The organism is Photobacterium swingsii, assembly GCF_024346715.1.
GTDB classification, from domain to species: Bacteria; Pseudomonadota; Gammaproteobacteria; order Enterobacterales; family Vibrionaceae; genus Photobacterium; species Photobacterium swingsii.
On sequence record NZ_AP024852.1, the window covers coordinates 1,946,242 to 1,971,553 of the forward strand.

Here is a 25,312-nt window from a genome sequence, read left to right on the forward strand (position 1 = left end):
GGTTTCCCCCCTCAATATTTGAAGGGGGATATTTATTGAGGGGTTACCACTTAAGGTTGACTGTGGCACCAAATGTCATTGGATCACCTGAACGGCCATACCATTTTTTATTTGCTCCATCCCCCATAGGGAAGGCACGAGTAAGGTATTCTTCATCAAGTGCGTTTTTCGCCCATAAGATAAGATCTAGGTTATCACTAGTATAACCGCCTCTTAAATTAAGAATTCCATAAGCATCTTGCTTGGTGGTATTGGCATTATCGAAGTAAAAATCACCAGTGACATTATAATCTGCATACACGAAGTAATTTTCTAAGAAGTTATAATCCATACCTAAACTATAGGTATATTTAGGCGCATTAGCAGGGCGATTACCGTTGTAATCATTTTGCCCAATAACATTTCCGCTGTTGTCATATACCTTACTAATGAAGTCATTAAAACTTGCATCATTATAGCCACCGTTGGCCCATGCAGTTAAGCCAGGCTGAATTAGCCAAGATAGTTCAAATTCAATACCTTTACTAACTGTACTACCTGCATTTTGAGTAAATGACTTAGGATATAATTGTTGTTCGACTTGTTGATCTTTCCAATCAATCAAGAATACGGAAGAATTAAAGCGGACGCGGTTATCAAACCATTCACTCTTCATACCAAGTTCATAGTTCATTGTGTACTCAGGCTCGAACTTAGGTGAAAGATTTGGCGGTGTTAGCATATTAAAACCACCGCTTTTATAACCACGAGATATACTTGCGTACATCATCACATCATTAGTCGCGTAATAATTCAAACCAACTTTAGGCAGCCACTCATTGAAATTAGCTTCATCTGAACCCTCTGAATTCGGGAAGCCCATATTCCATTTGTCATCATAATTGAATTTAACTTTTTGATAATCAAAACGTAAACCAGCAATAGCTTCCCATTTTTCAGCAAATTGATAATTGATATTACCAAACACAGCGTAGTTACTTACTTTTGACTCCGTTTTGGTTGTGTTGAACATCCCAAAGGCTTTCATCTTCATATCGATGTTATTTTTTGCTGTTTCATCAAAGAAGTACAGCCCTCCAACCCAACGAATCGAATCATCCTGATTAGAGCTCAGTCTTAGCTCTTGCGTAACGCGAGAAAAGTTGGAATCAATAAAGAGTTCTTGAGCATCTGCCGGAGTAAAGTCAAGGTCTTGATTATCAACTTTATCCTCTTTGGTATATACCGTAATAGAAGTTACGTCGAAGTTATCTGCAGCATAGGTTGCACGAATAGAGCTAGTATAAATATCAGCTTTTGCTTCCCCTTCAAAGTTAGAATAAACCTTATGACTATCTTTCTCAATTTGCTCTAACGAAGCAAATGACATATTCCCATTGCGACGATTTTGCGCATCTACAGTCGCAATAACATCCCAAGGTTGATCTAAAGGCATCCAGCGAATTTTAACTCGCCCATTAAAGTCCTTAACCTTATTAACGTCATCTTTATTGTCATAGGCTCGAGTGAAGTAACCATCATTCTTTGAATATTGAAGTGCTGTTCGATACGCCCATTCATCACTTTTTCCAATAGCGCCACCAGAAATAATATTACTTTTTAACTGATTATATTTGCCGTAAGTTAAGCCAACACTACCTTCTGTAAATAAATCAGGATCTTTTGTATGAATACTTATCACACCCGATGAAGCATTTCTTCCATATAATGTTCCTTGCGGTCCTCGCAATACTTCAATACGCTCGATATCTAATAACTCAGTATCAAATGTTTGATACATTGCACCATCAATCAAGAATAAAACGGACTGAGAACCTTCCATTGTTGGCGTAATTCCTCGCATAGAAAGGAAGCTTGCATCAGAAGGGTTACCCGCTTTAATCATGGATACGTTAGGTGTTCTTTTCACAACATCGAAAGTATTTTCTATACCCGCTCTTTCAATATCGTAATCCGATAACACTGAAACACTGAGAGGCGTTTTTTGTGATTCAGCTGTTATTTTTTCAGCTGTTATTACAATTGTTTCTAACTGTTTATTGCCATTTTCAGCTGAAATAGCAATAGTGGGGCTTAAAGATAAACAAACTGCTAAAGCTAATTTTGTGTAGTTGAAATTCATGCATCTATTCCTTATAAAACACAAATTACGAATAAAAAATGCCACCACCAGCTGTACTTAAATACAACTGGAGTTACTTATGATTATTTCGGTAAAGCATTTCGATATGAATATTAAATCGATGGAACATGAAAATCAATGTAAATGATAAGCAATCTCATTACATAGCCATCACATCAACAAGATCCTCCTCTCAAAAACAGAATAAAAGCAGAAAAGCACTATCAAACCAGCAATCTTATTTTCCAATAAGATTGCGTTTTTATTTATAAATTTAGCTATTTATATTTATGTAAATAATCACAATTTATAAATCACGCATGAATTATGAAAGCGACGCATAATTCTAAAATTAATTTAATAAGGTTAACGTTTCATCTTAAGCTACTCAAAAAATAGAAACACTAGATCAACCCAAATACATATTAATGAAATAGAGTCACAAACAATCAGATCCCCCTCTTCCCAAACGAAGTGTGTTTTTCATTTTATAAATAACTTACACAATGACAACGAAACTTCCTATGTATGCCGCATTCAAAGCGAATGACTATCAACCTCGAAGGATAAGGTCACTAAAAACCAAAACGTAAAAAAGCCGCTAAAATTAGCGGCTTTTTTAATGTTACAGCGATACTCGCCTTGCGAGGTACGACGTTAGCTGTGTTTTTTTAGCATATCAAGCGCAACCGCTTCAGCGATTTTGATGCCATCAATACCTGCAGACAAAATACCGCCTGCATAACCTGCACCTTCACCACCAGGGTATAAGCCTTGTGTGTTAATACTTTGGAAATCAGCACCACGTTTAATTTGGACAGGTGATGATGTACGAGTTTCAACACCCGTTAGCATTGCATCTTTACTATCAAAGCCGCGAATCTTCTTAGCAAATGCAGGAAGTGCTTCACGAATTGCATCGATAGCAAAATCAGGTAATGCATCACTTAGGTCTGTCATTTTAACATTCGGCTTGTAAGATGGCTCAACCGCTTCAAAAGGCTTGCCTTTACCAGCAGCTAAGAAATCACCAACCATTTGTGCAGGCGCATCGTAGTTGCTTCCACCCATGACATAAGCATTGCGCTCTAGCTTACGCTGAAGCTCTACACCTTGTAGCGGATCGTTATTGAAATCTTCAGGAGAAATACCAACTACAATCGCACTGTTCGCATTACGTTCGCTACGAGAGTATTGGCTCATACCATTGGTTACAACCGCATGCTCTTCCGACGTTGCAGCAACCACAACACCACCTGGGCACATACAGAAGCTATATACAGAGCGACCGTTTTTGCAGTGATGCACAAGTTTGTAATCTGCAGCACCTAAAATTGGGTGGCCCGCATTTTTACCAAAACGCGCTTGGTCAATCATCTCTTGTTTGTGTTCAACTCGGAAACCAATAGAGAAAGACTGTGCTTCCAGATGTACACCTTTATCATGCAGCATTTGGAAAGTATCACGCGCACTATGGCCAATTGCAGCAACAACATGTTTACTGTTAATCACTTCGCCACCGTTAAGCGTTACACCTACAACCTGACGCTCGCCATTTACTTCTTCGATATTGATCTCTTCAACACGTGTTTCGAAACGAATCTCGCCGCCAAGTTCAATGATCTTAGAGCGAATTTTCTCAACCATGGTTACTAATTTGTAAGTACCAATGTGCGGTTTACTAACGTAAATAATTTCAGAAGGCGCACCTGCAAGAACAAACTCTTGTTTAACTTTAAGACCAAGGAAACCTGGATCTTTTACTTGGCTATAGAGCTTGCCGTCAGAAAACGTACCTGCACCACCTTCACCAAATTGAACATTCGATTCAGTATTTAATTTGCTAGTACGCCAAAAACGGAATGTATCTTTAGCACGTTCATGTACTGATTTACCGCGTTCTAACAGAATTGGTTTAAAGCCCATTTGAGCTAGAATTAACGCTACAAATATGCCACAAGGGCCCATGCCGATCACGACAGGGCGCTCTGTTAAATCACTCGGCGCACTAGCAACATATTTGTATTCAGTGTCTGGTGATTGGCGCACGTTTGGATCGTTATCAAAATTTGCTAGCAGTGACTCTTCATCAACATTTTTTAGCGTAATATCTAAAGTGTAAATTAAGAAGATTTGGCTTTTCTTGCGTGCGTCATAACCACGTCTAAATACATGAATATCAACCAGTTGCTGTTCAGATATTGACAGTGCTTTTAAAACATAATCTTGTAATGCGTTTTCACCGTGATCCAGCGGTAATTTCACTTGGTTGAGACGTATCATAATTTACCTGATATATGGACGAAAAAAATGAGCGCGTAGTTTACGTGATCTATATAAAAAATGTAATCAACATTATTTGACGAATTAACCACATAGTGTTGTTCCAGCTTTGTATAACATCGATGATCACCTCCTACCCGGCCTATAAAGTAGCGTACGCCACAGGTTTAGACTATTTATTGTGCATTAACGCCCTCACAAGCAACAAAGCGACATTTACGATGACATTATTTGAGGTAGCTTAAAAATTGACGATATACCGTGTGCTTCGACCGCCAGCATCCGTTTTCTGTAAACAGCCCTGTTTAACTAACGCCGCAAGGTGACGAGTTGCAGTAGGACGGCTCACCTTGGCTACTTTGGCGTATTGGCTGGCATTAATACCAATATCAAAATCACCATCTAGCATTCGGTTCATTACTTTCATCTGCTCAGCTGTTAATTGGGTCTGATCGATACGCCGCCAGAAATTGGTTTTTGCTACGGTTTGTTCTATCTCAGCCAGTACATCGCAGAACGTGTGATTTAAGGTTTCTAAGAACCAAGTTAACCAACCCGTTATGTCCAAATCACCCTTTTGAGTCTGCTCTAATATTTCGTAATACGATTTTCGCCTTGCCAAAATACTCACCGACATAGCATAAAAGCGTACCGATTGTTGCTCTGCTTGTGCCAACGCCAAATCGGTAAGTAAACGCGTAATACGGCCATTACCATCGTCCATAGGGTGGATAGTAACAAACCAAAGGTGGGTGATCGCCGCTCGGATTAACGGATCTAACGTGACGTTGTCACGTGATTGATTAAACCAAGTGATAAATTGTTCAAGTTCTTGTTCAAGCTGATGTCGCCCTGGTGCTTCAAAATGAATCACTGGCCTATCAATACGCCCAGAGACAACCTGCATAGGTGCATCGCCGCGTAGCTTGCCCCCTGCGACTGGGTTAAACATGGTATAGCCTTCAGGGAACAATAAGCGATGCCAATCAAGAATTCGTTCAAGTGTTAATGCCGAATCAAGATTATTGACCGCATCTAGCATGATCTCAGCAAGACCATCACTTTGCTCTGAGGTTGGGTAAGGTTTGTCTTCTGTTACGCCCAATTTATTGGCCAATGATGAACGAACAGAAAACGCATTCAGCTTCTCACCTTCAATGGCACTAGAATGAATGATATTTGCCAGTAGCGTATCAAGCATGGCTTGTTGTTCATCCTCACCTTTAGCTAACACCTTTCCCAGCAACATGCCTTGATTAAAGCGGACATCACGTAATAGCGAAGCTAACTGAGGCTCACACCAAGTAAAGCTTGGCCATTTTTCTTGCTGCCATATCCACATATTTTTACCTCAATGATGCAATTAAACCCCACATTCAAATCACAGTATGATTCAAATGAAAGCCACATTCAAATCAAAAGATGAAGCAAATAGATGTGTTTTTCGAATCATATAGGGTTTTGTTCTACAAAAAAGGCAGAACCTAAGTTCTGCCTTTTCTCATCTCAACACTACAGTATGTGGTTACCGCGCAATTCGCGCTTTTACCGCCCAACCTGAATGCTGAGGGTACAAACGGCTAATCACCGCTTTGCGTTTACGTTTTAATAAAATATGGCAGCCTTCCATAATCAAACCAAACGCCATCGCGAAATACACATACCCTTTGTTAACATGAATTGCAAAGCCTTCAGCCATTAACAAACCACCAAGCAATACTAAGAATAATAATGCCAATGTTTTAAACCCAGGGTAACGGGTCACACAGTCGTTAATTTTCTCTGCACATAGCACCATGACAACTGCAGACGCGAGTATCGCAGCAATCATCAAGGGTACTTCATCAGTCATACCAACTGCAGTGATCACTGAGTCCATCGAGAAAACAGCATCAACAGCGACTATTTGCAATAAGACTAAGGCAATACCAGCGCGAACCGTGCTTGCAGTGTGAGTCTCATCTTGTGTTAACCACATCCACAGTTCTTTTAAGCTTTTTGCTAACAAGAATGCGCCACCTAAAATCATGATCAAATCGCGACCAGTAAAGGCGCTATTCATCACTGTAAATAATGGTGCGGTCAGTGACATAACCCAGCTGATAGAGAACACTAAACCAATGCGAGCTATAACGGCCAAAGCGATACCGAGAGTACGCGCTAATTTACGCTGATGCGCAGGCAAACGTTCACATAAAACAGAGATAAACACTACGTTATCAACGCCTAATACTACCTCTAAGGTAAATAAAGTCGCCAATATAACTAGTGATTCAGGTTGAAGGAAAAGTTCTAGCATGTTGCGTACTCCAAAGAGCTGGAGTTGCTAAGGGGTGAGCGACTCGAGGGGTCGTCCATATATGTATTTAACCTTTTGTTAGAATGAGGCTGTATTTATCCACTTACTGATAAATTCAGCAATCTGATAAGTGTAACCATTTGTAACTTCGCAAAGGCGTTGAACACACGGTTACGAGCCAGTATTTACTTTCTCTGAGTTCAAATTTATTTGTAATCTGTTAAGTGCGTTTCATATTACAATGAGAAACTTATCTATAATCATAAGGTAATATGCATTCTTTCAAGGGATTATCATGACATATAAAGCACACGATTTAGATTACAAAGGTGAAAGCAGCGGCGTTCACAACTGGATGACTCAAGATGGTCATAGCTACTATTGGCACCCTGAATGGCTGCACATTGCTGAAGACCAAACGGGTTTACATGCTAAAGAGCAGCTAGATATTGATGCAGGTGAGCATGGCACGAAAAAGCAGGCTGTCACTGCAATTTTAAAGCACCTTAATGACTGGGTTGTCGATGGCTTGGGTAAACACCAAGAGATAGAAGATTTAGCGAAGATTTCTGAAAACGAGCTAAAAAAATAATAAAAAAGAGAGCTTATAAAGCTCTCTTTTTTTTATGCATTCGCCCCACCCTAAATACGTTTTTGAATGGAGCAATACTGATAATTACTTGCTGTATTTGCTAGCTGTTGTTTCCGCCAGTTTAACAATCACTTTAACGGCCAATTCCATGCCTTCCACAGTAATAAATTCATGGATACCATGGAAGTTATAGCCGCCAGTAAAGATATTCGGGCAAGGTAAGCCTTTAAATGACAGACGTGCACCATCGGTACCACCGCGAATAGGTTTAATGTCAGGCTGCACATCGCACGCAATCATCGCTTCTTTTGCATATTCGATAATGTGCGGATGTGGCTCAACCATTTCGCGCATATTGTAGTAGCTATCTGTTAATTTCAGTTCAACGCGGCCTTTTGTTAAACGGCTGTTTAGCTCATCCACTTTTTGCTGCATGAAGGCTTTGCGCTGCTCTAGACCCTGACGATCAAAATCACGAATAATGTAGCCAAGCTCAGTTTTCGCAACAGCAGGCTCCATTGATTTTAAGTGATAGAAGCCTTCGTAACCTTCAGTGCACTCAGGCGTTTCTTCTGCAGGCATCATTAGCTGGAATTGCGCTGCGATGTTCATCGCATTAACCATTTTGCCTTTTGCCGTACCAGGGTGAACGTTAACACCGTGACAAATCACATCCGCAGAGGTCGCATTAAAGTTTTCATATTCAAGCTCACCGATTGGACCACCATCAATTGTGTATGCCCATTCAGCATTAAATTTTTCAACATCAAACAAATTCGCACCACGGCCAATTTCTTCATCTGGCGTAAAGCCAATGCAGATATCACCATGTTTAATCTCTGGGTTTGCTTTTAAGTGTGCAATCGCAGTAATGATCTCCGCTACACCTGCTTTATTATCAGCACCAAGAAGCGTAGTACCATCAGTAGTGATAATATTGTGACCATGTAACTTATTGAGGTCTGGGTATTGAATTGGAGAAAGTACTTCGTCGCCTATACCTAATGCAATGTCACCACCGATGTAGTTTTCTACGATCTGAGGTTTAACATCTTTACCTGATGCATCAGGTGCTGTATCCATATGGGCAATAAAGCCAATTGCTGGCACTGGGAAATCAACATTTGATGGTAAGCGTGCCATTAAGTAACCGTGTTCGTCTAAGGTTACATCGCAAAGCTCTAGTTCTTCTAGCTCACGCTTTAATTGCTCAGCAAGCACTAATTGGCAAGCCGTGCTTGGGCAGTGCGCAACTGAAGGGTTAGATTGAGTTTCAAAGCTAACGTATCGTAAAAAACGCTCAATTAATTTATCCATGTCCCGCTCTTATTGTTTCAATATGTATCAGAATTCGAAGTGACCATACTAAAACTTAAGCAAATATGAACATTGAGATGTGTCAGTTTTATATAAAAAAAAGCTGCAAAAGTTAAACACAGAGCACACTTTAAATAAAAAGTGCTTATTCATTAATATGTTATAACACTTTAAGCTGCATAAACACCCACATAAAAATTCACATTTTTTATGACTGCGACCACTTTTTAGGGGGACTCGCAATAAATTAAGCTTAAATCCGCCACGACAAGAGCACCTTTTTACTGCGAAAAACACTTATATTTAATGAGACAACGTATTAATACAAAAAAGGGCTTTCAGTGAAAGCCCTATATATTTGCTTATTGCGCAGGAAGCCAAGGTGTTATTTTAGTTGGTGCTGAGGGTAGCCTAACCTGTTCGTTATCTTTCAATTGGCTAAGTTGAAGCACTAACTTGTTATCTTTAATGGTGTAAGCATTATCTTTATTGGTCACAATTCGTTTGTTTGCCACATCGGAAAAATGCACCACCACACCTTCAACACTTGGCATAAACCAGGATGAGAACATACCGCCGAGATCCGACATCATGTTATTCATTTGCGGTACGAGTTTTTCGATATCACTCTTGCTGATCGTGTCATCAAATTGTGTATTCGCAATCACTTGCATCGACATATCACAAGTGATGCCATCATCAATCACAAAGGTAACGTCAGGGTTTGCCTGTCGAAGGTTTTTATCTACAGGAACAACAAGCTCATTGCTTTCAGGGATAACTAGTTCTTCGTAGTGCTCTTCTTTTTGCATCCAGCCTTTTTTAACATCACAAACCTTACCTGTCGCTTGATTGACCAAGTACAAAGCGATACGGACATCATCGTGCCCTTCTTTGATGTTCTGCTTGAGCTTACCGTGTAATGCACTGTAGCGTAGCTCTATATTTTTCGCGGTTGCGGCTTGAGACATGAATAGCGTTGATGCGCACATACCCGCTAATAGCCAATGGCTTACCTTCATCCTTTTACTTGGCTCCTTAAGATAATTCAGCTCACACAATACCACTCTTGTCTGAGGTAGCAGTGACTTAGGTATAAAAGCGTGACTAAACCCGATAATACAGGCGTACTATGAGCACAAAAAAGCCTCATCATGGATGAGGCTTCATGGGTTACCGCGTTAACAACGCAGCTTAAGCATTAAACACATCACCTTTAACGCTTGGTGGAGTCTGATCATCATCGTTCGCATTCTCTTTCTTCGCGACAGATGTTACTTGTAGCGTTATACCAAACAAGTTGCGATAGATAATTCCTTTCACGTTAAAGAAGAAGGGAATTGTCCATAACAGTCCAAGACCAGCGGTTGCAAACGAGATCATAAACATGATCATTACCACAAGGTAAATGGCCGTAATCGGCATTAACTTGCGGATGGTTGCCATTAAAGAATACTGAATAGCTTTGAGTGGCGGCGTGCGCTTTTCACAAACCAAGATAATAGCCATACCAAAAGCCATCGACATGAATAAGCCAATTAATGGGAATAGCGTATTACCTATCCCTTGGATTGACGATGTCAGCAACATAGTAATGATAGATACAATAGCGAATGGGAACCCCTTCACTAAATGACTAGGCTTCGATGGTAAGCCAACTGCGTGGTTTAACGCCATCAAACTTACACCGACATACAAGGGTGCGCTTAGAACATCTGACCAGAAATTGGAGATGTAGCCAGCTTGAATAATTTCTGCTGTCATTTCCTGACCATTAGTAAAGGTGTCAAAAAAAACAGCAGGACTACCCAATTGCACCTGTAGGCCAAGCATCAGCAACGCGACTTGTGCTAAAAACAACCCGATAATAGCCGGCAAAAAAGTCAAAAAATGTCGTGCGGTGATTTTCCATGCTTCTTGGAGCACACTCACTGCTTGTAAATCAGCCTCCCCTTTTAAGGCTTTTTCTATTGAGCCACCAAGGTGGAAGTTTTTCTTTATTTTATCACTCATAACCGATCACATTTTTCATCAGGGAGCATTATTGTACGCACCCAAAGCGCCTAAAGCACCCAAAGGCCATAAAAAGTTGGTTAACTTCGTTTGTATTGTTCAATTATTCGCCGATAATAACAAGGTTGACGGTTTATGTAACCTGTATTCATTTATTGTACAAAATGGTGGATAGATAGTGATAATTCGCCATCTTGAAGATGGAAATAACCTTTATTAATCAGTCACTTTTAAATGGAAACATTTTTCTCATAAATTTACGCAAAAAACGCTTTAAATTGCTGGGCGGGGGGTCTATTATGCGCCTCCTGAATTTTAGCCTAAATATTAGGGACTTCCCCATAAGTTCCAAGGTGGAGATAACGTAGAATTGAACGCTGCACACACTTCAAAGAAACCCGTGATTCAACTTAAGAATCTATGTAAGAGTTTCGACGGCAAACAAATCATCGCGGATTTAGACCTGAACGTAAATGATGGTGAATTTCTTACCATTCTTGGACCTTCAGGCTGTGGTAAAACCACGGTACTTCGTTTAATTGCTGGATTTGAGAATGCTGACAATGGTCAGATTATTCTTGCTGATAGTGATGTTACCGCGATCCCAGCCGAACAACGCCATGTAAATACAGTATTCCAAAGTTATGCACTTTTCCCGCACATGACAGTGTTTGAAAATGTTGCGTTCGGTTTGCGTATGCAGAAAGTGGCAGAAAGCGATATCGAACCACGTGTAATGGAAGCATTGCGTATGGTTCAGCTAGACAAATTTGCACCACGTAAGCCACACCAACTTTCTGGTGGCCAACAACAACGTGTTGCCATTGCCCGTGCAGTCGTAAATAAACCTAAAGTGCTCCTGCTTGATGAATCATTATCAGCACTTGATTACAAACTGCGTAAGCAGATGCAAATTGAATTAAAACAACTTCAACGTAAGTTGGGGATTACATTCATTTTTGTTACGCACGATCAAGAAGAAGCGCTATCAATGTCTGACCGTATTATCGTTATGCGAGATGGTCACATTGAACAAGATGGTTCGCCACGTGAGATTTACGAAGAACCGAAGAACTTGTTTGTTGCTCGTTTCATTGGTGAAATCAACGTCTTCGATGCCACTGTTATCGAACGTCTTGATGAAAAACGCATTAGAGCAAACGTTGAAGGCCGTGATTCACTGGTTCACTGTGATCTTGATGTTCAAGCTGGTGATAAAGTGAAAGTATTGCTCCGCCCTGAAGATATTCGTATTGAAGAGCTGAACAACGGTGACCAAGCCAACGGCATTATTGGCTATGTCCGTGAGCGTACTTACAAGGGTATGACTCTTGATTCTGTTTTAGAACTTGAATCAGGTAAGTCAGTTATGGTTAGCGAATTCTTCAACGAAGATGATCCTGATGTAGATCACTCTCTGGATCAAAAAGTCGCTATTACCTGGGTTGAAAGCTGGGAAGTGGTATTGGCTGATGAACAAGAAGCTTAATCTCCAAAATATCATCATTACAGTCATCGTTTCATGGCTGTTATTGTTTGTTTTCATCCCAAACTTGATGATTATCGGCACCAGTTTTTTAACTCGTTCCGAAGCAAACCTGATCGAGATGACGTTCACGCTGGATAACTATATCCGCCTGTTCGATCCACTTTACGCAAAAGTAATGTGGCACTCGTTCTACATGGCAATCATAGCAACACTCTTGTGTTTGCTTATTGGTTACCCGTTTGCCTATGTGATTGCGAAGATGCCTGAAAAATGGCGTCCATTTATGTTGTTTTTGGTGATTGTACCGTTTTGGACAAACTCGCTAATTCGTACTTACGGTCTAAAAATCATGCTAGGTACCCGTGGCGTGTTTAACAACACCCTACTCTACCTCGACATTATTGATAAACCGCTACGCATTATGTACACCGAGTATGCCGTAATGGTTGGCCTTGTTTACATTCTGCTGCCATTCATGGTGTTACCGCTTTACTCTGCGATTGAGAAGCTTGATAACACTTACATTGAAGCAGCGCGCGACTTAGGTGCAAGCAAGCTACAGACGTTTGTTAAAGTGATTATTCCACTAACCATGCCTGGCGTGATTGCAGGCTGCTTACTTGTGCTGCTACCAGCATTAGGCATGTTCTACGTGTCTGATTTACTGGGTGGTGCGAAGAACCTACTGATTGGTAATGTTATCAAGAGTCAGGTTCTTAATGCGCGTGATTGGCCGTTTGGTTCCGCGACAAGTATTGCACTTACAACTGCGATGGCAATTATGCTTTATGCCTACTACCGTGCAGGCAAACTGCTAAACCGTAAAGTGGAGCTGGAATAATGGGACGTTCTGTTAAATTCAGTTTTATGACATTGGTATACGCATTTTTGTATATGCCAATCATTATCCTGATTGTTAACTCATTTAATGCCAGCAAATTTGGTATGAAATGGGGCGGCTTTACCACTAAATGGTATGAGCAATTAGTTACGAATGACAGCCTAATGCAGGCAGCTTGGCACTCGATCAACATCGCAGTGTTTTCAGCAACTGCAGCCGCACTAATTGGTAGTTTAACGGCAGTCGCTTTGTACCGTTACCAATTCCATGGCAAAAAGTTTGTTAACGGTATGCTGTTCATCGTCATGATGTCACCTGACATTGTCATGGCTATCTCGCTACTTGCGCTATTTTTGCTATTGGGTGCAGAACTAGGCTTCCTCACCTTGTTACTAGCCCATATTACATTCTGTCTACCCTTCGTTGTGGTAACAGTATATAGCCGCTTAAATGGCTTTGATGTAAAAATGCTGGAAGCTGCACGTGATTTAGGTGCAAGTGAGTGGGTAATTTTAAGCAAAATTATCCTACCGCTAGCAAAACCTGCAATCGCTGGTGGCTGGTTACTAAGCTTCACCCTATCACTTGATGACGTGATTGTGAGTTCATTTGTGACAGGGCCGACGTACGAAATTTTACCATTGAAGATCTACTCTATGGTTAAAGTGGGTATTTCGCCAGAAGTTAACGCGCTAGCAACCGTAATGCTGATTGTTTCTCTTTTCCTTGTGGTCTGTTCGCAGCTGCTGGCAAGAGAGAAAGTAAAGTAATTCGTCTATTCTAAGACAACCGTTTTAAATTTGGCGTTAGCCAAGCAAATGCAAGTGGCTTCATAATTCGTTATGAGCCACTTGTTTTTTATTAACACCTCATTGAGGTTTTGGAGTTGATACAAACATGAAAAAATTGTCCGCTTTTCTAGCCGGCACTGCGTGTGCTGCTGCTTTGTTCTCTAACATGGCAACAGCTGCAGATCAGGAACTTGTCTTTATGAACTGGGGTCCGTATATCTCAACTGAACTACGTGAACAGTTCACTAAAGAAACAGGCATTAAAGTGATTTATTCGACTTACGAATCGAATGAGACAATGTACGCTAAACTACGTGCACACCCACAAGGTTACGATTTAGTTGTACCATCAACTTACTTCGTTGCAAAAATGCGCGACGAAGGCATGTTACAGAAGATCGATAAATCGAAGTTATCTAACTTCCAAGAACTCGATAAAAACTACTTAGACAAACCTTTTGATCCGAATAACGACTACTCTATCCCACACGTTATCGCGATGACAGGTTTAGCGGTTAACACAGATATGTACGCTCCAGAAGATTTCGATAGCTGGGCTGATCTGTGGAACCCTGAACTAAAAGGTCAACTAATGCTGATGGACGATACGCGTGAAGTATTCCACATCGCATTACGTAAACTGGGCTACTCAGGTAACACGACCGATCCAAAACAAATCGATGAAGCGAAAAAAGAGCTAGAGAAACTAATGCCAAACGTATTGGTTTTCAACTCTGATAACCCTGCAGCCCCTTACCTTGCTGGTGAAGTTGGCTTAGGCATGCTTTGGAATGGTTCTGCAGCAGCAGCACAAAAAGAAGGCTTACCGATCAAGTTAATCTGGCCGAAAGAAGGCGGCATCTTCTGGGTTGATAGCTTAGCAATTGCTAAAAACGCGAAAAACGTTGAAGCTGCACACAAGATGATCGACTTCCTACTACGTCCTGATGTAGCCGCAAAAATCTCAGAAGAAACAGGTTACTTAACTGCAGTAGAGAAATCTAATGCGAAATACAAGAACGACCCTACTCTATTCCCACCGCAAGCAGACCTTGATCGTGGTGAGTGGCAAGATTCTGTTGGTGACATGAATATTCGCTACGAGAACTACTTCTTAGAGCTTAAAGCGGGTCAGTAACCTCCTATATTGCTTTTTTAAATTGAGGCTTCCAAATATGGAAGCCTTTTTTGTCGCTGTTGCTCTTATACTGCACTGTTTTTATGTGATTAATCACCTTTTTATCATTACCCTCTGCTATAATTCGCCCGCTTTTCCTGTATCACGTTATTACGTATTTTATCTACACTAAGGAGAGACGGTTTCGCCGTCCGAGAACACCTAAAACTGTATAAGTTGGAGTTATATCAATGAAAAAATGGTCTTCCCTCGTCGCAGGTGGCGTATGCGCTATGGCTATGATGGCAAACACTGCTGTTGCTGCTGACGAAGAGCTTTACTTCTACAACTGGTCTGAATACATTCCAAGTGAAGTACTTGAGCAATTCACCAAAGAAACTGGCATCAAAGTTATCTACTCGACTTACGAGTCGAACGAAACGATGTACGCCAAACTAAAAACTCATGGTGAAGGCTATGACCTAGTAGTTCCTTCAACTTATTACGTATCTAAGATGCGTGAAGAAGGCATGCTGCAAAAAATCGACCGCAGTAAACTGCCTCACTTTAAAGATTTGGATCCAAATTTCCTAAACAAGCCTTTTGACCCAAGTAACGATTACTCTATCCCATACATTTGGGGGGCTACAGGTATCGGTGTGAATACAGAAATGATGGACAAAGCTGAAGTTAAAGGCTGGTCTGATTTCTGGGATTCTAAGTGGGAAGGCCAGCTAATGATGATGGATGACGCACGTGAGTTCTTCCACATCGCACTGCGTAAGCTTGGTTACTCTGCCAACACGCAAGATCCAGCTGAAATTAAAGCGGCTTACGAAGAATTGAAAAAACTGATGCCAAACGTATTAGTGTTCAACTCAGACTACCCTGCTAACCCTTACATGGCGGGTGAAACATCACTTGGTATGCTATGGAATGGCTCTGCTTACATGGCTCGCCAAGAAGGAGCTGAGATCGATATTGTATGGCCAAAAGAAGGTGCAATCTTCTGGATGGATAGCCTAGCAATTCCAGCAAAAGCGAAGCACACAGAAGCAGCACACAAAATGATCGACTTCTTGCTTCGTCCAGAAAACGCAGCAAAAGTTGCACTTGAAATTGGTTACCCAACACCAGTTGCAACCGCTAAAGACAAACTACCTGCAGATTTCGTTAACGATCCAAGCATCTACCCACCACAAGAAGTGATGGATGCTGGTGAATGGCAAAACAGTGTAGGTACAGCAAATACGCTTTACGAAGAATACTACCAAAAGCTAAAAGCGGGTCAGTAATCATAGCGTTACCGCTCACTCAAAAATAAAAAAACCAGCCGCATAAGGCTGGTTTTTTATTGTAACGATATTAATGACCATCCTGATGATAAATATCGCCATTCATGATCGTCATCAGTACTGGTACTTTACTTATTTCGTACACATCAACATCAAATAAATTCTTTTCTAGTACCACTAGGTCTGCGGCTTTACCGACTTCTAGCGAACCAACATTCTTTTCTTGCCCTAAAGAATATGCAGCACCTAATGTATGGGCATAAATCGCTTCATCTAAAGTTAACCGCAACTTTTCCCCGCCAAGTGGAGGTTTACGCGGTGGCTGAATGAACTGACGTGTAACGGCAACCTGAATGGTCACTAATGGCTCATGAGTTGCACTCCAGCCCGCCACAGGCCAATCCGAACTAATAGCAATGCGACCACCGTTTTCAAGCACAGCCCTTGGGTTAATAGTCGAATTTAAACGATCTTTTCCCACCCGACGCAGCGTCACATTTTGCAGCAATGCATCACGTGCCGCCCAATTGGTTTGAAAATCCGCAATCACATTTAATGCTTTAAAGCGCGGTAAATCATCGGGATGAATGAAATTAACATGACTTGCAGTGTGTCGACGATCTCTTGGCTCATTCTTCTTGGTGGCTATTTCAACTGCATCCAAAAACAAACGCGTTGCACCATCACCAAAACAATGACAATACGCATCAAACCCAGCGGCATCAGCTTCAGTAACGACTTTGTTTATCACCTCGGCAGGAAGAATTGGCTCGCCTTTCCAACCATCATCACGATCACTATACGGTTTAATGAATACTGCATTTTGCTTATCATCCCCTCCATCAACGTTAACTTTCAAACGCAGCACTTTAACCAAGTCGGAGTTATATTCCTTATGAATCCGTTTAAGCTCAGGGATTGGATCAACATTTTGGTCATTCCAATAAAATGAAGTCCAGGTTTTAAATCCGAGTTTTCCTTCTTGCTCTAACTTCTGATACAGCTGAAGTCCCTCATCTATAGATACTCCTTGAATACCAGCATCAAAAACTGTGGTTATTCCTGCTTGGGAGAACTTAGTAACCCAGTTGCGAAATCCGGCTTCTACGTAAGCCGTATTCACATCGGTTAACTTAGACAGTACAGCTAACTGAGCCGGTATTTCAACAATCCAACCTGTAGGCTCCCCATTTTCATCGCGCTGAAAGTAACTAAATGGAGGCTGAGTATCTGGTGTATCTTTCGTAATCCCCGCCACTTCGAGCGCTTTGCTGTTTACCCAAGCAGAGTGGCCATCGACCGCCCATAAGAACACAGGCCTGTTACTTTCAATTGCATCTAACTCTTCTTTCGTTGGCCCTGTTTCAGGAAAAACATTTATACGCCAACCATAACTAATTACAGGGCTCTGCTTAGGGTTTTCAGCTAGGTGTTGCTTAATCTTAGCGATCAACTCCGCTTTATCATCCGTTTCCAACCGGCTACCACTGGCAATTAATGAACCGGCTAAAGGATGAATATGATTATCTATAAACCCCGGTATTACCATCTTCCCTTTTAAGTCGATCACATCTGTTGTTTTACCCACGACAGACACGACATCTTTATCGCTACCAACAAAGATAATTTTGTCGTCTTTGATAGCAACACTCTGCGCCCAAGGAGATGCCGTATTAACCGTATATATACTTCCATTTTTCAATACTTTATCTGCGATAATAACTTCCGCATTAGAGTAAAAAGAAAACAATATTAACAATAAGGCTGTTATATAGTTCACTACAAGAACCCTTAATCCATTCAGCATAAAACTACCTTTAAGTATGAGCCGTTTTCAAAGTATAGACTTGAATAGTCTGTCACTGACTCAAGGCTTCATAGCTAATTATGATGAGGATGCATCTTGAAAGACTTATCCTTAGTGGATAAATATCTTTAGGGCTCCGCTTATTCTCGGAGAGACTGGGTAAAGATAGAGATAGGTGAACCTTTCAGTGACTCACCCGAATGACAAGCGACACAAAGCGACACAAAGCGAGTAGACTCACAACGCTAGGTAAAAGGATAGAGACTACATTGCGTTTCTTTTAATCCAAGAGCTCCCGAACAAACTCAGGAACTAATACTGATGCTTGTCCATAACGTTTTTCAGCAAACTCGCTTTCAACGTCACTGGGTTCTAGGTTCAGCTCTACAGTGTGTGCACCATGCATTGCTGCTTCATGAACAAAACCCGCAGCTGGATAAACAGCCCCTGAGGTACCAATTGAAATGAACAAATCCGCTTCTACTATCGCCTCATGAATGGCGCCCATTCCTATAGGCATTTCTCCGAACCAGACGACATTAGGGCGCATGGGCGCAGGTATTTGGCAACAATGGCAATGATCATCTAGTGTGATATTCCCTGTCCAATCAATAGACTGCCCTGTTTGACTACACTGCGCTTTTAATAACTCGCCATGCATATGGATAATATTTTTGCTACCAGCGGCCTCGTGCAAGTTATCAATGTTCTGGGTAACAATAGTCACCTTACCATCTAGCTTAGCTTCGAGTTCTGCGAGTGCAAGATGAGCCGCATTTGGCTCAACAGTGCCACCTTCTAACTGCTGCCGTCGTAAATTATAAAAATTTTGTACTGTTACAGGGTCACGAAGATATCCTTCTGGCGTGGCAACATCTTCAATGCGATGATTTTCCCATAAGCCATCTTGGTCACGGAACGTTCGGATGCCACTTTCTGCTGAAATTCCAGCCCCTGTTAGTACAACGATATTTTGATAGGGAAAAAGCATACAGATATCCTTACTCAGCCACGTGTTACTTAGTTATACCACTCTTTCAGTGGGGTTATAACCAATTCGTATTAGACAATAGTCTAACAAATCAGGGAGTTGTGATATATCGCAGTGAATAGATTAAAATAAGATGAATACCTGAAAAGTTATAGTGCATTAGACTAAGTGAATATAGACGCAAAGAGTGATCTACCATTAAATGCACGACCATGACATTAAAGTGGTAAATCACTACATTTAAGCAATCAGGATAAAGTATTACTCGAAAGAAACCAGTTTGTATGGATTGCCTTTGTCGCCGTATTCCACCATACCCACACCTTTACAGTAAGTTCTGTATTCATGGTCATCCTTCCATGGCACATCAAGCTCAGCGAGCACACAATCTTTCAGACTATTCCCTTCACCATATTGGTACTCATATTTAGCAAGAGGAACTAAATTATAAAGCTCTATTGCATGAATGATTGTTCCAGCGACATCGTCAACGCATGAGCTATTTAAAATTTCTGAAGAAAACTTATCAAAGCGGCTGATTGGTGAGCCAATCGTCGTTGGATAAAAGCCCGATGATGCTTCAATATTCATTCTGGCTATCTTTACACACACTTCCGTGGTCGTTGTAACCTCAACCTCACCATTCGCTTGTAATACCCTTTCAGCCCCCCAAACAACCTTGCCTGACGGTTGAGTTATTATAGTACTCACCTCGCGTCCATCTTCATAGCTGATAACACTCGTTTCAACTATTCCATTTAGGGTTCTTTGATAGGTTAATTTTGCATTAGGTGCAGGTTCATACTCAACCATATCAACCAAAAGTGGATCTACGGCTGGTGCTGGTTGAATCAAATTCCCTTTACTATCGATAACGGTTTTACCATTCACTTTGATATCACCATGAACATCAAGTGACGCTGCTGTTGCACCTGCTGAAAGTGAGGTTGTAATGGCAAGAGCTAACAATGACAACATAGACTTTTTCATTGAAATGTCCTTATTTAATAATGAGATCGCCTTTGACGATTAAATCTTTATTGACCACTAACGTGTTGTTATCTGATGGAAGAGTAACTGTAACTGTTTGATCAGCGCCGATAACGCCTTTCGCTAAGACTTCTTGATTAAATTCATCAACAGACGAAATGGTGATTTCCCCTGTATTTGGCTTTGGTGGTGTCGAATCACCACTTGATGAACCGTTACAAGCCGCCAGTAATACAGTCAAAGTACATATTGAAAGTATTCTGAGCTTATTCACTTGTGCCTCCTGACTTACAAATGAGTCCTTATTTTACAAAGTGAACCATTCATCAAATTAATACTTAACAAAGGGTTGCGAGTGATCTCTCTGTTTTACCGTACGACAATGAGCGAAATCTCGCTTACATTAGATAGCAATGTATAAATGTGTTAAAAACAGCCAATTTATAAAACGAAGGATTTGGACTTTACGAGCAAGCAGACAAAATTTGGTGGGTGAACTGTATGTAAAAATGCTGAAAGGAGGACGTTTTATGCAGAACTTTATCAATACCAATCACGACAACATGGCAAATCCCGTTATCGCTATTGATATAAAAAACGCCGCAATATAATTGCGGCGTTTGAATATCAAGAAATCAAATTAGATTGATTACGATGTTTTTGAGCTAGGTTTGCCTTTCGCTTCAGCTTCGGCTTTTTCATCATAACCTGGTTGGTTTTCAGGAAGGTCTTTCACTTCTTCATACCAAAGGTCATGATGCTCTTTCGCCCAAGTTTCATCGACTTCACCTGTGATCATGCCATCTAGTGCTGCTTCCATACCGAACAGACCGATGTAGATGTGGAAGATGAAACCACAGATCAAGATAAGCGCAGAGAACATGTGAACAAGGTTCGACAGCTCCATATCACGACGAGTTTGGTCAAAGATTGGGAAATCGAGAACAAAACCACTGATGGCTGCGACAATACCGAAGCAAATAAGCAACCAGTAAATCGCCTTTTCACCACCATTCGAGAAACCTGCCGATGGATGCGTACCTTTATGTTTACCGACCATGCCGCCCATTTTCATGAACCAGCGTACATCAACCATGTTGAAGATACTTTTACGCCACCACTTCACCAGTACTGCAACAAGCAATAGGAAGAAAATAGGTCCTATATAGTTGTGGTATTGTTTAGCCGCGTAAATAATCCAGCCCCATAGCTCAGACGGTAAAATGGGCTTCAAGAAGTGTTTACCATAAACTAAGGTTAAGCCACTAAACGCAAGCGTAAGGAAGGTAAATGCCATACTCCAGTGCAGTGCACGGTCCATACGGCTCCAACGTTTAATCTTGCGACCTGTTTTAGGCTTACTCAGTTTTAGCGGGCCAACAACAACATAGGCAAGTGTCACCATTGCTAAGCTACCAAAAATAGCTAATGCACCCAGTGGAGACATCCACTTTTCTTTTAACACATACCATGTTTGTCCCGGCACACTAATCAATACACCATGCTCTGGTGATTTTGATGTGGTGTAACCTTCTTGACCATCCTTGACCATGCGCCAATAGTCAGCGCCAGCGAAACCTACCGCTTCTTTTTGAACCGAAGACTCGCCCAAGCGCTCATTATCCGTATTTGTATTCGCTCCTTCGCTAGCAAACGCTGACAAGGTAAACATCAGCATGAATGCGGTTGCTAGCAAAGTGAACCAATGTTGGATTCGCTTAGTCATTAAAACTCCTGACTGTTTCGATAACAGTTGAAAGCGCGCGTTTTATTCATTTCTATCAGAACAATTGCTCTGCAATAAAGACGCGCTCAGTTTGTTACTGATTTATGGGCACACTCTATAGCGTGCCCAATAAACCATTATGCTTTACGAGCTTTGCCCGCATCGTATGCTAGATCGTCAACATTTACGTTGCTTGCCCAGCCGGCTTCTTTTGCACCACGTGCAACAACACGCTCACGGTAAACATCAGAAATCTTAGCTGCATCACCAGCAAGTAATGCTTTTGTTGAACAAAGTGAAGCACACATAGGTAGCTTGCCTTCAGCGATACGGTTTGCACCGTACTTCTGACGCTCTTCTTCAGAGCCAGGTTCAACACCAGGGCCACCTGCACAGAAAGTACATTTGTCCATTTTGCCACGCTCAGCAAACGCATCCTGTTTAGGGAATTGTGGTGCGCCAAACGGGCAAGCAAATAGACAGTAGCCACAACCGATGCAAAGATCTTTATCGTGGCGTACGATGCCGTCTTCTGTCTGCTCGAAACAATCCGCAGGACAAACCGCCATACAAGGCGCGTCACTACAGTGCATACATGCTACAGAGATTGAAGTTTCACCGACTTCACCATCGTTAAGCGTCACAACGCGACGGCGTTGAATACCCCACTCTAGTGCATCATCATTTTCGTTTTTACATGCAGTAACACAGCCGTTGCACTCGATACAACGTTTAGAGTCACAAAGAAATTTCATACGTGCCATTTGATGACTCCTTACGCTTTAGAGATCTTACATAGAGTTACTTTCGTTTCCTGCATTTGAGTAACAGGATCGTAACCGTATGTGGTTGCAATGTTTGCAGATTCGCCCGATACAAACGGTGCAGTACCTGCTGGGTAGTTGCCGCGTAAGTCTTCACCTTGGAACTTACCGCCAAAGTGGAACGGAATGAACGCCAAACCCGGTTTCACACGACGAGTTACCATCGCTTTAACGTGGATGCAGCCTTTCTCTGCACCTTCAACCCAGACCATGTCACCGTCGCGGAAGCCAAGATCGTTTGCATCTTTCGGGTTCACCTCAACAAACATTTCTTGTTGAAGCTCTGCTAGCCATGGGTTAGAACGCGTTTCATCACCACCACCTTCGTACTCAACCAGACGACCAGATGTCAGGATAATTGGGTAATCCTTAGATACATCCTTCTCTTGGATTGATTTGTACAGTGTTGGCAAGCGGAACATTGCTTCGCTGTCATCCCACGTTGGGTAATCTGTCACCAAATCACGACGAGGCGTGTACAGTGGTTCACGGTGAAGTGGCACTGCATCTGGGAATGTCCAAACAACTGCACGTGCTTTTGCGTTACCGTAAGGGATACAACCGTGTTTAATCGCAACGCGTTGGATACCACCAGAAACGTCTGTTTTCCAGTTTTTACCTTCAGCAGCGACTTTCTCATCAGCTGTTAGCTCGTCCCACCAACCCAGTTGCTTAAGCAGCTTAGCGCTAAACTCTGGGAAGCCACCTTCAAGCTCACAACCTAATGAGTAGCTATCGTCAGCCAGTAGGCTTTCACCGTTACGTTCTACACCGAAACGTGCACGGAAGTTACCACCACCTTGCGCAACCGTTTTAGATGTATCGTAAAGGATGTGAGTACCTGGGTGTTTCATCTCAGGAGTACCCCAGCAAGGCCAAGGTAGACCGTATGTTTCACCATCAGCTACGCCACCTTCACCTTCAAGTGTTGTTTTGTGGAAGGTATGCCAGTTTTGCTGGTGTGCCTTCAAACGCTCAGGGCTCTGGCCTGTGTAACCAATTGTCCACATACCCTTGTTGTATTCACGGGTAATGTCTTCAATAACAGGTTGGTTATTTTCAACTTTAATGTGCTTGAACAGTTGCTCAGACAGACCAAGTTTCTGCGATAGCAAGTACATGATCTCGTGGTCAGGCTTAGATTCGAACAAAGGTTCAATAACCTGATCACGCCACTGGATAGAACGGTTTGTAGCCGTTACAGAGCCATGCGTCTCGAACTGCGTAGTTGCTGGTAGTAAGTAAACGTCATCGGTACGGCCGTTCATTACTGCTGCAACACCTGGGTACGGATCGACGATAACCATCATGTCCAGTTTACCCATTGCAGTGCGCATTTCTGGCCCACGTGTTTGTGAGTTTACTGCATGACCCCAGTAGAACATCGCACGAATGTTGTCGTTCTGTTCGATGTTGTCTTTGTTTTCAAGTACACCATCAATCCAACGCGATACAGGAATACCTGCGTTGTTCATTGGTTTCTTGCCACGGTAATCAGCTTGGTCGAAACGACCTTTTAGCCACTCGTAGTCAACATCCCAAACGCCAGCCCAGTGTTTCCATGCACCTTCAGAAAGGCCGTAGTAACCTGGTAGGTTGTCAGATAGTACGCCAAAGTCAGTTGCACCCTGTACGTTATCGTGACCACGGAAGATGTTAGCACCACCACCCGCTTTACCCATGTTGCCAAGCGCAAGTTCAAGGATACAGTAGGCACGTGTGTTGTTGTTACCAGTAGTATGCTGAGTACCACCCATACACCAAACGACACAACCCGGACGGTTTTCAGACAGTGTTTTCGCAGTGCGATACACTTCTGCTTCAGGCACGCCAGTTACACGTTCAACTTCTGTAGGCGTCCATTTCGCCACTTCTTTACGTACATCTTCCATGCCGTAAACACGTTGACGGATAAACTCTTTGTCTTCCCAACCGTTTTTGAAGATGTGGTATAGCACACCCCAGATGAACGCAACGTCAGAACCAGGACGTAGCGATACGTATTCGTCAGCTTTAGCAGCAGTACGTGTACGACGTGGGTCCGCAACAACGATCTTACAGCTGTTCTTCTCTTTCGCGATCAGAATATGCTGCATTGCTACTGGGTGAGCTTCAGCGGCGTTAGAACCAATGAACAGAATCGACTTACAGTTATGCATGTCGTTCAGTGAGTTGGTCATTGCACCGTAGCCCCAAGTGTTCGCAACACCTGCAACCGTGGTTGAGTGACAGATACGCGCTTGGTGATCGACGTTATTCGTACCCCATAGCGAAACCATTTTACGGAACAAGTACGCTTGTTCGTTGTTGTGTTTCGCAGAGCCTAGCCAGTAAACAGAATCTGGGCCTGACTCTTCACGGATTTTAAGTACTTTCTTACTTACTTCGTCCAGTGCTTGTTCCCAGCTCAGTTTGGTCCACTTGCCGTTAACCAACTTCATTGGGTATTTTAGACGACGCTCACCATGACCATGTTCACGTAGCGCAGCACCTTTCGCACAGTGTCCACCAGCATTAAAAGGATGGTCAAAAGCGGGTTCTTGGCCAGTCCAGACACCTTCTTGTACTTCAGCGTAAATACCGCAGCCCACAGAACAGTGAGAACAGATAGTACGTTTAATTTCAGCAGGCGCAGAGCGATCCACTTCTTTCGCTTCTGCTTTTTTCATCATGCTTGGAGCAAACATGCTTGCACCCGCAACACCACCAGCAGCCGCCAGTGAAGAGTTACGAAGGAAAGTACGACGAGATACACCTAATTGGTTTTCGTCCTTGCTCACGTTATCGGAACGTTTTGTCAGTTTCATTTATAGCT

20 protein-coding genes are annotated in these 25,312 nt (G+C 42.1%); 6 read left to right on the forward strand and 14 right to left on the reverse strand.

Annotation, left to right across the window (positions count from 1 at the left end; all coding sequences use genetic code 11):
- Positions 1-43 precede the first annotated feature (43 nt).
- From OCU77_RS09140 to OCU77_RS09155, 4 genes are all read right to left on the reverse strand, one after another.
- Entirely contained in the window at positions 44-2,122 is a 2,079-nt protein-coding gene (locus OCU77_RS09140) for a TonB-dependent receptor (protein WP_048898393.1), read from the reverse strand.
- A 657-nt stretch (positions 2,123-2,779) separates the two neighbouring features.
- A complete protein-coding gene (locus OCU77_RS09145; RefSeq protein ID WP_107302869.1) occupies positions 2,780-4,405 on the reverse strand; it encodes an NAD(P)/FAD-dependent oxidoreductase in 1,626 nt (541 codons plus the stop codon).
- A 241-nt stretch (positions 4,406-4,646) separates the two neighbouring features.
- Positions 4,647-5,747 carry a Fic family protein gene (locus OCU77_RS09150; protein ID WP_048898394.1) on the reverse strand — a complete coding sequence of 367 codons (1,101 nt, stop codon included), beginning with the start codon at positions 5,745-5,747 and terminating at the stop codon, positions 4,647-4,649.
- 183 nt (positions 5,748-5,930) lie between these two features.
- Positions 5,931-6,704 carry a TerC family protein gene (locus tag OCU77_RS09155; RefSeq protein ID WP_048898395.1) on the reverse strand — a complete coding sequence of 258 codons (774 nt, stop codon included), beginning with the start codon at positions 6,702-6,704 and terminating at the stop codon, positions 5,931-5,933.
- A gap of 292 nt (positions 6,705-6,996) precedes the next feature.
- On the opposite strand from OCU77_RS09155, the gene OCU77_RS09160 reads away from it, so the two are divergent.
- Entirely contained in the window at positions 6,997-7,296 is a 300-nt protein-coding gene (locus OCU77_RS09160) for a hypothetical protein (protein WP_371701326.1), read from the forward strand.
- 84 nt (positions 7,297-7,380) lie between these two features.
- On the opposite strand, the gene pepT is transcribed toward OCU77_RS09160, so the two are convergent.
- The 3 genes from pepT to OCU77_RS09175 all read right to left on the reverse strand — a co-directional run bounded on the left by pepT (position 7,381) and on the right by OCU77_RS09175 (position 10,626).
- Positions 7,381-8,613: a peptidase T gene (gene pepT, locus OCU77_RS09165; RefSeq protein ID WP_107302870.1), complete on the reverse strand. Its 1,233-nt coding sequence runs from the start codon at positions 8,611-8,613 to the stop codon at positions 7,381-7,383.
- A 362-nt stretch (positions 8,614-8,975) separates the two neighbouring features.
- Positions 8,976-9,635 carry a DUF2987 domain-containing protein gene (locus OCU77_RS09170; RefSeq protein WP_048898397.1) on the reverse strand — a complete coding sequence of 220 codons (660 nt, stop codon included), beginning with the start codon at positions 9,633-9,635 and terminating at the stop codon, positions 8,976-8,978.
- A 172-nt stretch (positions 9,636-9,807) separates the two neighbouring features.
- Positions 9,808-10,626 carry a hypothetical protein gene (locus OCU77_RS09175; protein WP_107302871.1) on the reverse strand — a complete coding sequence of 273 codons (819 nt, stop codon included), beginning with the start codon at positions 10,624-10,626 and terminating at the stop codon, positions 9,808-9,810.
- Positions 10,627-10,996: 370 nt separating this feature from the next.
- Here OCU77_RS09175 and potA point away from each other — a divergent pair, with 370 nt between their 5' ends.
- The 5 genes from potA (at position 10,997) to OCU77_RS09200 (ending at position 16,159) form a co-directional block, all read left to right on the forward strand.
- On the forward strand, positions 10,997-12,115 hold the full coding sequence (gene potA / locus OCU77_RS09180; RefSeq protein ID WP_048898398.1) for a spermidine/putrescine ABC transporter ATP-binding protein PotA: 1,119 nt from the start codon (positions 10,997-10,999) through the stop codon (positions 12,113-12,115).
- Positions 12,099-12,956, forward strand: a complete 858-nt coding sequence (potB, locus tag OCU77_RS09185; protein ID WP_048898399.1) for a spermidine/putrescine ABC transporter permease PotB — start codon at positions 12,099-12,101, stop codon at positions 12,954-12,956. Before potA ends, potB begins: the two co-directional genes overlap by 17 nt.
- Complete coding sequence (potC, locus tag OCU77_RS09190) at positions 12,956-13,726, forward strand: spermidine/putrescine ABC transporter permease PotC (RefSeq protein WP_048898400.1); 771 nt, start codon at positions 12,956-12,958, stop codon at positions 13,724-13,726. The genes potB and potC overlap by 1 nt, the downstream gene beginning before the upstream one ends.
- Before the next feature lie 127 nt (positions 13,727-13,853).
- Complete coding sequence (locus OCU77_RS09195) at positions 13,854-14,885, forward strand: extracellular solute-binding protein (protein WP_048898401.1); 1,032 nt, start codon at positions 13,854-13,856, stop codon at positions 14,883-14,885.
- A gap of 230 nt (positions 14,886-15,115) precedes the next feature.
- The gene (locus OCU77_RS09200; RefSeq protein WP_048898402.1) at positions 15,116-16,159 is read left to right on the forward strand and encodes an extracellular solute-binding protein; all 1,044 of its coding nucleotides are present in this window, start codon (positions 15,116-15,118) and stop codon (positions 16,157-16,159) included.
- A gap of 70 nt (positions 16,160-16,229) precedes the next feature.
- Here the strand turns inward: OCU77_RS09200 and OCU77_RS09205 are convergent, their stop codons facing one another.
- From OCU77_RS09205 to OCU77_RS09235, 7 genes are all read right to left on the reverse strand, one after another.
- Positions 16,230-17,939, reverse strand: coding sequence for an amidohydrolase (locus OCU77_RS09205; RefSeq protein ID WP_162845626.1), 1,710 nt, complete (start codon positions 17,937-17,939; stop codon positions 16,230-16,232).
- 307 nt (positions 17,940-18,246) lie between these two features.
- Entirely contained in the window at positions 18,247-18,957 is a 711-nt protein-coding gene (cobB, locus tag OCU77_RS09210) for a Sir2 family NAD+-dependent deacetylase (protein ID WP_048898405.1), read from the reverse strand.
- Positions 18,958-19,218: 261 nt separating this feature from the next.
- A complete protein-coding gene (locus OCU77_RS09215; RefSeq protein ID WP_053111788.1) occupies positions 19,219-19,947 on the reverse strand; it encodes a hypothetical protein in 729 nt (242 codons plus the stop codon).
- 10 nt (positions 19,948-19,957) lie between these two features.
- Complete coding sequence (locus OCU77_RS09220) at positions 19,958-20,221, reverse strand: hypothetical protein (RefSeq protein ID WP_048898406.1); 264 nt, start codon at positions 20,219-20,221, stop codon at positions 19,958-19,960.
- Positions 20,222-20,596: 375 nt separating this feature from the next.
- Positions 20,597-21,673, reverse strand: a complete 1,077-nt coding sequence (locus tag OCU77_RS09225; protein WP_048898408.1) for a formate dehydrogenase subunit gamma — start codon at positions 21,671-21,673, stop codon at positions 20,597-20,599.
- A 137-nt stretch (positions 21,674-21,810) separates the two neighbouring features.
- Complete coding sequence (gene fdh3B / locus OCU77_RS09230) at positions 21,811-22,437, reverse strand: formate dehydrogenase FDH3 subunit beta (protein WP_048898409.1); 627 nt, start codon at positions 22,435-22,437, stop codon at positions 21,811-21,813.
- An 11-nt stretch (positions 22,438-22,448) separates the two neighbouring features.
- Entirely contained in the window at positions 22,449-25,304 is a 2,856-nt protein-coding gene (locus OCU77_RS09235) for a formate dehydrogenase subunit alpha (protein WP_107302873.1), read from the reverse strand.
- Between the last annotated feature and the right edge of the window lie 8 nt (positions 25,305-25,312).

Excerpts from the sequence above, each read along its gene's own strand:
- OCU77_RS09140 (WP_048898393.1), bottom strand. The coding sequence starts at position 2,122 with ATGAATTTCAACTACACAAAATTAGCTTTAGCAGTTTGTTTATCTTTA.
- OCU77_RS09145 (WP_107302869.1), bottom strand. The coding sequence starts at position 4,405 with ATGATACGTCTCAACCAAGTGAAATTACCGCTGGATCACGGTGAAAAC.
- OCU77_RS09150 (WP_048898394.1), bottom strand. The coding sequence starts at position 5,747 with ATGTGGATATGGCAGCAAGAAAAATGGCCAAGCTTTACTTGGTGTGAG.
- OCU77_RS09155 (WP_048898395.1), bottom strand. The coding sequence starts at position 6,704 with ATGCTAGAACTTTTCCTTCAACCTGAATCACTAGTTATATTGGCGACT.
- pepT (WP_107302870.1), bottom strand. The coding sequence starts at position 8,613 with ATGGATAAATTAATTGAGCGTTTTTTACGATACGTTAGCTTTGAAACT.
- OCU77_RS09170 (WP_048898397.1), bottom strand. The coding sequence starts at position 9,635 with ATGAAGGTAAGCCATTGGCTATTAGCGGGTATGTGCGCATCAACGCTA.
- OCU77_RS09175 (WP_107302871.1), bottom strand. The coding sequence starts at position 10,626 with ATGAGTGATAAAATAAAGAAAAACTTCCACCTTGGTGGCTCAATAGAA.
- potB (WP_048898399.1), top strand. The coding sequence starts at position 12,099 with ATGAACAAGAAGCTTAATCTCCAAAATATCATCATTACAGTCATCGTT.
- potC (WP_048898400.1), top strand. The coding sequence starts at position 12,956 with ATGGGACGTTCTGTTAAATTCAGTTTTATGACATTGGTATACGCATTT.
- OCU77_RS09195 (WP_048898401.1), top strand. The coding sequence starts at position 13,854 with ATGAAAAAATTGTCCGCTTTTCTAGCCGGCACTGCGTGTGCTGCTGCT.
- OCU77_RS09200 (WP_048898402.1), top strand. The coding sequence starts at position 15,116 with ATGAAAAAATGGTCTTCCCTCGTCGCAGGTGGCGTATGCGCTATGGCT.
- cobB (WP_048898405.1), bottom strand. The coding sequence starts at position 18,957 with ATGCTTTTTCCCTATCAAAATATCGTTGTACTAACAGGGGCTGGAATT.
- OCU77_RS09215 (WP_053111788.1), bottom strand. The coding sequence starts at position 19,947 with ATGAAAAAGTCTATGTTGTCATTGTTAGCTCTTGCCATTACAACCTCA.
- OCU77_RS09225 (WP_048898408.1), bottom strand. The coding sequence starts at position 21,673 with ATGACTAAGCGAATCCAACATTGGTTCACTTTGCTAGCAACCGCATTC.
- fdh3B (WP_048898409.1), bottom strand. The coding sequence starts at position 22,437 with ATGGCACGTATGAAATTTCTTTGTGACTCTAAACGTTGTATCGAGTGC.
- OCU77_RS09235 (WP_107302873.1), bottom strand. The coding sequence starts at position 25,304 with ATGAAACTGACAAAACGTTCCGATAACGTGAGCAAGGACGAAAACCAA.